General features: G+C 73.0%; 3 protein-coding genes and 1 pseudogene. 2 read left to right on the top strand and 2 right to left on the bottom strand.

What is annotated here, in order from left to right; genetic code table 11:
- A partial coding sequence (gene pxpB, locus ACWGI8_RS26535; protein WP_453664576.1) for a 5-oxoprolinase subunit PxpB occupies positions 1-510 on the top strand: 510 nt, incomplete at its 5' end.
- Positions 507-1,370: a 5-oxoprolinase subunit C family protein gene (locus ACWGI8_RS26530; RefSeq protein WP_453664574.1), complete on the top strand. Its 864-nt coding sequence runs from the start codon at positions 507-509 to the stop codon at positions 1,368-1,370. The genes pxpB and ACWGI8_RS26530, both read left to right, overlap by 4 nt.
- A gap of 69 nt (positions 1,371-1,439) precedes the next feature.
- Here the strand turns inward: ACWGI8_RS26530 and ACWGI8_RS26525 are convergent.
- Positions 1,440-5,082 (bottom strand): annotated as a pseudogene (locus ACWGI8_RS26525) (hydantoinase B/oxoprolinase family protein).
- On the bottom strand, positions 5,079-6,213 hold a 1,135-nt coding region (locus ACWGI8_RS26520; protein ID WP_453664573.1), incomplete at its 5' end, for an SGNH/GDSL hydrolase family protein. The pseudogene ACWGI8_RS26525 and the gene ACWGI8_RS26520, both read right to left, overlap by 4 nt.

Here is a 6,213-nt window from a genome sequence, read left to right as displayed (position 1 = left end):
GTTCGGGAGATCGTGCCGGCGGCGCGGACGGTGCTGCTCGACGGCGTCGACGAGCCCGGGCGGCTCGCCTCCGAGCTGCCCGGATGGGACATACCACCGCTCGCGGCGGACACGCGGGACGTGATCGAGATTCCGGTGCGCTACGACGGGCCCGATCTGGCGGAGGTCGCGGCACTGTGGGGAGTCGCGGATGAGGACGTTGCGGCGATCCACTCGGCGGCCGAATTCCACGTCGCCTTCTGTGGGTTCGCGCCTGGTTTCGGCTATCTCACCGGGCTCGGCGAGCGGTTCGCGGTACCCCGCAGGGCCACGCCCCGGACGGCCGTTCCCGCGGGCGCGGTCGCGCTTGCCGGGCCGTACACGGGCGTGTACCCCCGCTCGTCCCCCGGCGGCTGGCAGCTGATCGGGACGACGGACCTGACGCTGTGGGACCCGGCGCGCGAGCCCGCCGCGCTGCTGTCCCCGGGAGCCAGGGTCCGCTTCGTGCCGGCGACGCGGGAGAGCCGATGACCGACCGTGCTCTCGCGGTCGTGCGGGCCGGGGCGCTGACCACCGTGCAGGACCTGGGCAGGCCCGGGCACGCCCACCTCGGCGTACCCCGCTCGGGCGCCCTGGATCCGTACGCTCTGCGCCTGGTCAACCGGCTCGTCGGCAATCCGGAGCCGGCCGCGGTGCTGGAGACCACGGTCACCGGCTGTGCGGTGCGGCCGCGCTGTGCCGTGACCGTGGCGGTCGGCGGGGCCCCCTGCCCGGTTCATGTGGACGGCCGGGCCGTTGCCTGGGGCGCACCGGTACGGGTGGCGGCGGGGGCGCTGCTGGAGGTGGGCGCGGCGCGGCGCGGCGTACGGAGCTATGTGGCGATCGGCGGGGGAATCGCGGCCGATGCGGTGCTGGGCAGCCGGTCGACGGACCTGCTCTCCGGCCTCGGGCCGTCGCCGCTCGCCGACGGTGCGGTGCTTGCGCTGGGCCCGCCTGCCGGTCCGGCCGGGCGGGTGGACGGCTCGCCATGGCCCGGTCCGCCGTCCGAGCTGGTGCTGCGGGTGCGGCTGGGACCGCGCCACGACTGGTTCACGCAAGCAGCGCTGCGGACGCTGGCCACTGGCGCCTACCGGGTGTCGGCGGCGAGCAACCGCATAGGACTGCGCACCGAAGGCCCGTCGCTGGAGCGCGCCGTGCGAGCCGAACTGCCCAGTGAGGGCATGGTCCTGGGCGCGGTGCAGGTGCCGCCGGACGGGCTGCCCGTCGTGTTCCTCGCCGACCACCCGACGACCGGCGGCTATCCGGTGATCGCGGTCGTCCGGGAGGCGGACCTCGCGGGGGCAGCGCAGTCGGTGCCGGGCACACCGGTGCGGTTCGTTCCGGTGCGGTGAGTCCGGGGGCGGCGTTCCGGTGCGACCGGGAAGCGCACCGCCTCCGTCACGGCACCCGTCTGTCCGTCCTCACACTTCCTCTGCGCCCCGCGGCGTGGGGGCACCCCCGGACGGACGGGACGGCGCGGACCCGTACCCGCCCCCGCCGGGCGTCCGGACCACCAGGACGTCACCGGGGCCGACCTCGACCGAGTCCACGCCCTGCAGCTCCTCGACCGTGCCGTCCGCCCGCTCCACCGAGTTCGCGCCGAGCGCGCCCGGCTCGCCGCCGGCCATCCCGTACGGCTCCATCCGCCGATGACCGGTGAGCAGGGCCACCGTCATCGGCTCCAGGAAGCGGATCCGCCGCACGACGCCGCGTCCGCCCTGCCACTTCCCCGCTCCCCCGCTGCCGTCGCGCACGGAGAAGGCGTCCACCCGCACCGGGTAGCGCCACTCCAGCACTTCCGGGTCGGTCAGCCGCGAGTTGGTCATATGGGTCTGTACGGCATCCGCGCCGTCGAAGCCGTCGCCCGCGCCGGACCCGCTCGCCACCGTCTCGTAGTACTGCACCCGGTCGTTGCCGAAGGTGACGTTGTTCATCGTGCCGGAGCCCTCCGCCTGCACCCCGAGTGCCGCGTACAGCGCCCCGGTGACGGCCTGCGAGGTCTCGACATTGCCCGCGACGGTCGCGGCGGGGTAGGCCGGGGCCAGCATCGAACCGTCCGGTACGCGCACCTCCAGCGGCTCCAGGCAGCCGCTGTTGAGCGGGATGTCGTCGGCGACCAGCGTCCGGAAGACGTACAGCACGGCCGCCATCACCACCGACTTGGGCGCGTTGAAGTTGCCGGGCTGCTGCGGCGACGTACCGGCGAAGTCGAGGACGGCGCTGCGGGCCTGCCTGTCCACGCTGATCGCGACCTCGATGACCGCGCCGCCGTCGGTCTCGTAGCGGTACGAGCCGTCGCTCAGCTCGGCGACGATGCGGCGCACGGACTCCTCGGCGTTGTTCCGTACGTGCTGCATGTAGGCCTGAACGACATCGAGTCCGAACTCCTCCACCATGCGGCCGAGTTCGGAGATGCCTTTCTCGTTGGCGGCGATCTGCGCTCGCAGGTCGGCGAGATTGGTGTCGGGGTCCCGGGACGGGTGCGCGGCGCCGGTGAGCAGCTCACGCGTCTCGGCCTCGCGCAGCCGCCCGTCCCGTACGAGGAGCCAGTTGTCGAAGAGCACGCCCTCCTCGTCGATCGTGCGGCTGAAAGCGGGCATCGAGCCCGGCGTGATGCCGCCGATCTCGGCGTGATGACCACGCGAGGCCACCAGGAAGCGCAGCTCACCGCCGCCGCTGTCGTCGTCGTCGAAGACCGGCGTCACCACGGTCACATCGGGCAGATGCGTGCCACCGTGGTACGGGTCGTTGATGGCGTACACATCGCCGGGGCGCAGCTTTCCCTCGTTGCGGCGCAGCACCTCCTTGATGGACTCGCCCATCGAGCCGAGATGGACGGGGATGTGGGGTGCGTTGGCGATGAGATTGCCTTCGGCGTCGAAGAGGGCGCAGGAGAAGTCGAGCCGCTCCTTGATGTTGACGGAGTGGGCGGTGTTCTCCAGACGCACGCCCATCTGCTCGGCGATCGCCATGAAGAGGTTGTTGAAGACCTCCAGCAGCACGGGGTCGACGTCGGTGCCGACGGCGGAGCGGCCGGGCCTGGGCCGTACGCGTGTGAGCAGCAGATGGCCGCCGTCCCCCACAGCCGCCTGCCAGCCCGGGTCGACGACGGTCGTCGCGTCCGCCTCGGCGATGATCGCGGGGCCTTCGACGGTGTCGCCCGGGGACAGATCCTCGCGACGGTAGAGCGGTGTGTCCGTGCGGCTGCCGTCGACGAACATCCCCACGGTCGCCCGCACCCGGGCCCCACCGCCCTCAGTGGCCTCTTCGACGACAACCGATCCGTGGGGTCCCGCCGTCCCCACCGCCTCGACCGAGACCGCCTCCACGACGAGGGGCTTGTCCATGGTGAACGCGTATCGCGCCCGGTGCGCCGATTCGAACGCCTCCCGCATCGCGTCGAGCGTGTCGAGGGGTACGGGCACGCCCGCGTCCGTACCGGCGTAGCGGATGATCACGCGTGCGTGGGTGGCGATGGCGTCGTCGGGTACGGCGTCGTCGCGGAGCTCCGCGCGGGTGCGTTCGGCCAGTTCGCCGCACAGGTCCTCCACGCGGCGCACGGTGGCATCGGTCAGCTCGGCCTCGACCGACTGCTCACGCATGGCGGTCGCGTCGGCAAGACCGATGCCGTACGCGGAGAGCACACCGGCGAGCGGCGGCACGATGACGGTGTTGACGCCGAGGGCATCGGCGACGGCGCAGGCGTGCTGGCCGCCGGCGCCGCCGAAGCACGTCAGGGCGTAGCGGGTGACGTCGTGGCCGCGCTGTACGGAGATCTTCTTGACGGCGTTCGCCATGTTGAGGACGGCGATCTCCAGGAAGCCGGCCGCGACTTCCTCCGGGCTGCGGGCGGTGCCGGTGGCGTCCCGTACCTCCCCCGCGAGCCGCTCGAACCGCTCCCGTACGACGTCGGCGTCGAGCGGCTGGTCGCCGTCCGGCCCGAAGACGGCGGGGAAGTGCGCGGGCTGGACCCGGCCGAGCATGACATTGGCGTCGGTGACGGTGAGCGGGCCGCCACGCCGGTAGCAGGCCGGGCCCGGTACGGCGCCCGCCGAGTCCGGTCCGACGCGATAGCGCTGGCCGTCGAAGTGGAGGATCGAGCCGCCCCCGGCGGCGACGGTGTGGATGTTCATCATCGGCGCACGCATCCGTACGCCGGCGACCTGGGTGCCGAGCTCCCGCTCGAACTCCCCCGCGTAGTGCGACACATCGGTGGAGGTGCCGCCCATGTCGAAGCCGATGATCCGGCCGAAGCCCGCCTGCTCCGAGGTGCGGGCCATCCCGACGACCCCGCCGGCCGGGCCGGAGAGCACGGCGTCCTTGCCCCGGAAGTGGGCGGCTTCGCGCAGTCCGCCGTTGGACTGCATGAACATCAGCCGGATGGAGCGGAGTTCCCCGGCGACCTCGTCGACGTACCGGCGCAGGATCGGTGAGAGGTACGCGTCCACGACGGTGGTGTCGCCGCGCGGCACCAGCTTGATCAGCGGGCTGACCTCGTGGGAGCAGCTCACCTGGGTGAAGCCGAGGGAGCGGGCGGCATCGGCGACGGCGGACTCGTGGGCGGGGTGGCGGTAGCCGTGCATGAGGACGACGGCGACGCTGTGGAAGCCGTCTTCGCGGGCCGCCTTCAACTGTTCGGTGACCGGCGCCAGTTCCAGCGGCCTGACGATCTCGCCGTGGGCGTCGGTCCGCTCGGGGACCTCGATGACCCGGTCGTACACGGCCTCGGGGAGGACGATGCGGCGGTCGAAGAGACGGGGGCGGTTCTGGTACGCGATGCGCAGCGCGTCCCGGAAGCCTTCGGTGATGACGAGAACGGTCGGCTCGCCGCGCCGCTCGAGCAGAGCGTTGGTGGCGACGGTCGACGTCGATCCGGTCCGCCGGCACGGTGTCCTCGAGTCCGAGCCCGAGCAGCAGCCGGATGCCGGCGACGGCCGCGTCGCGGTAGTGCTCGGGATTGTGGGAGAGCAGCTTGCGGGTGACGAGATGTCCGTCGGGTCGTCTGCCGACGACATCGGTGAACGTCCCGCCACGGTCGATCCAGAACTCCCAGCGCTCGCTCATTCCCCCATTCTGGCAAGGGGCGGGTCGAGAGAGAGTGAGGCGAGCGCGGACGAGAGGGCGTTTTCGGCGACGAGGTCGAGGCAGGCGCTCGAGCCCCGGGCCCAGTGGCGCACCTCGGCACCGGCGAGGCCCACGAGCTGGGGCAGGAGGTCCGTGCATCTGCGGGCCACCCAGGCGGTGCCGGCCGTGGCCAGCCAGAGCGCCTTCGCGATACGGCTGGGCGCGGGCTGCGTCGGTTCGGCCCCGGGCGCCTGGCCGAGGGCGAGCCCTTCGGCGGCGAGCAGCTCGTGGAAGCGTGCGGCGATCATGCGGTGGCCGCGCTCACCGGGGTGGAGCCGGTCCGCGCTCCACATGGTCCGGTCCTCGACCCAGGTCGCGTCGGCGATGTGCAGGTGGAGGGCTCCGTACCGCTCGGACAGGGCGTGTACGACGGCGTTGACGCCCCGCTGCCGACGGGCGAGAGGCCGGGCGAGCGGTGCGGGCAGCCCGAGCATCGCGCCCGGGTCGGGCAGACACGCCGTGATCAGCCGAGTGCCGCGTTCGCTGAGGGCGGCGCAGACCTTGTTGAGCCGGACGGCGAGGTCGTGGATGTCGAAGGTGTGCCGGAGCGTGTCGTTCACCCCGACGACGACCGCGGCGATGTCGGGACCGTAGGCGACAGCGTTGGGGGTCTGCTTCTCGTCGACGTCGCGGGTGAGCGCGCCGCTGACGGCGAAGTTCCGGAACTCCGCGGGTCTGCCGGGCTCCCCGACACCCACGGCGAGCAGCGCGGCCCAGCCCCGCCAGGCGCCGTCGACCCGGTCGCCGACACCTTCCGTGAGGGAGTCACCGAGCGCGGCGAACCGCAACGGCCGCGCGGGGGCGACGCCACGCGCCGCCGGCCTCGCCGGTCCAAAGGCCCTGGCGGACCGCGGCTCCGGCACTCCGGCCATGGCCGGCTCGACCGGCGCGGCGGCACCCACGGCCCCCGCCCCGGCCGTCGCAGCGGGCACCATCGCCACGGCCGCGCCGTACCCACCCGCCGCCGCGGGCGCCTTTGCCGGTACCCCGACGAGCGCAACCGACGACCGGGGCGGCGCCGACTCGTTCACCGACCCACCACCGGCCAGGAACGCAGCACCAGCAGGCACG

Source organism: Streptomyces sp. NPDC054841, from assembly GCF_053611045.1.
Note: the sequence above shows the minus strand (reverse complement) of the source record. Positions and strands in the feature narration are given on the sequence as shown.

Bases quoted from the DNA above. Each gene is read 5' to 3' on its own strand.
- ACWGI8_RS26530 (WP_453664574.1), top strand. From the start codon at position 507: ATGACCGACCGTGCTCTCGCGGTCGTGCGGGCCGGGGCGCTGACCACC.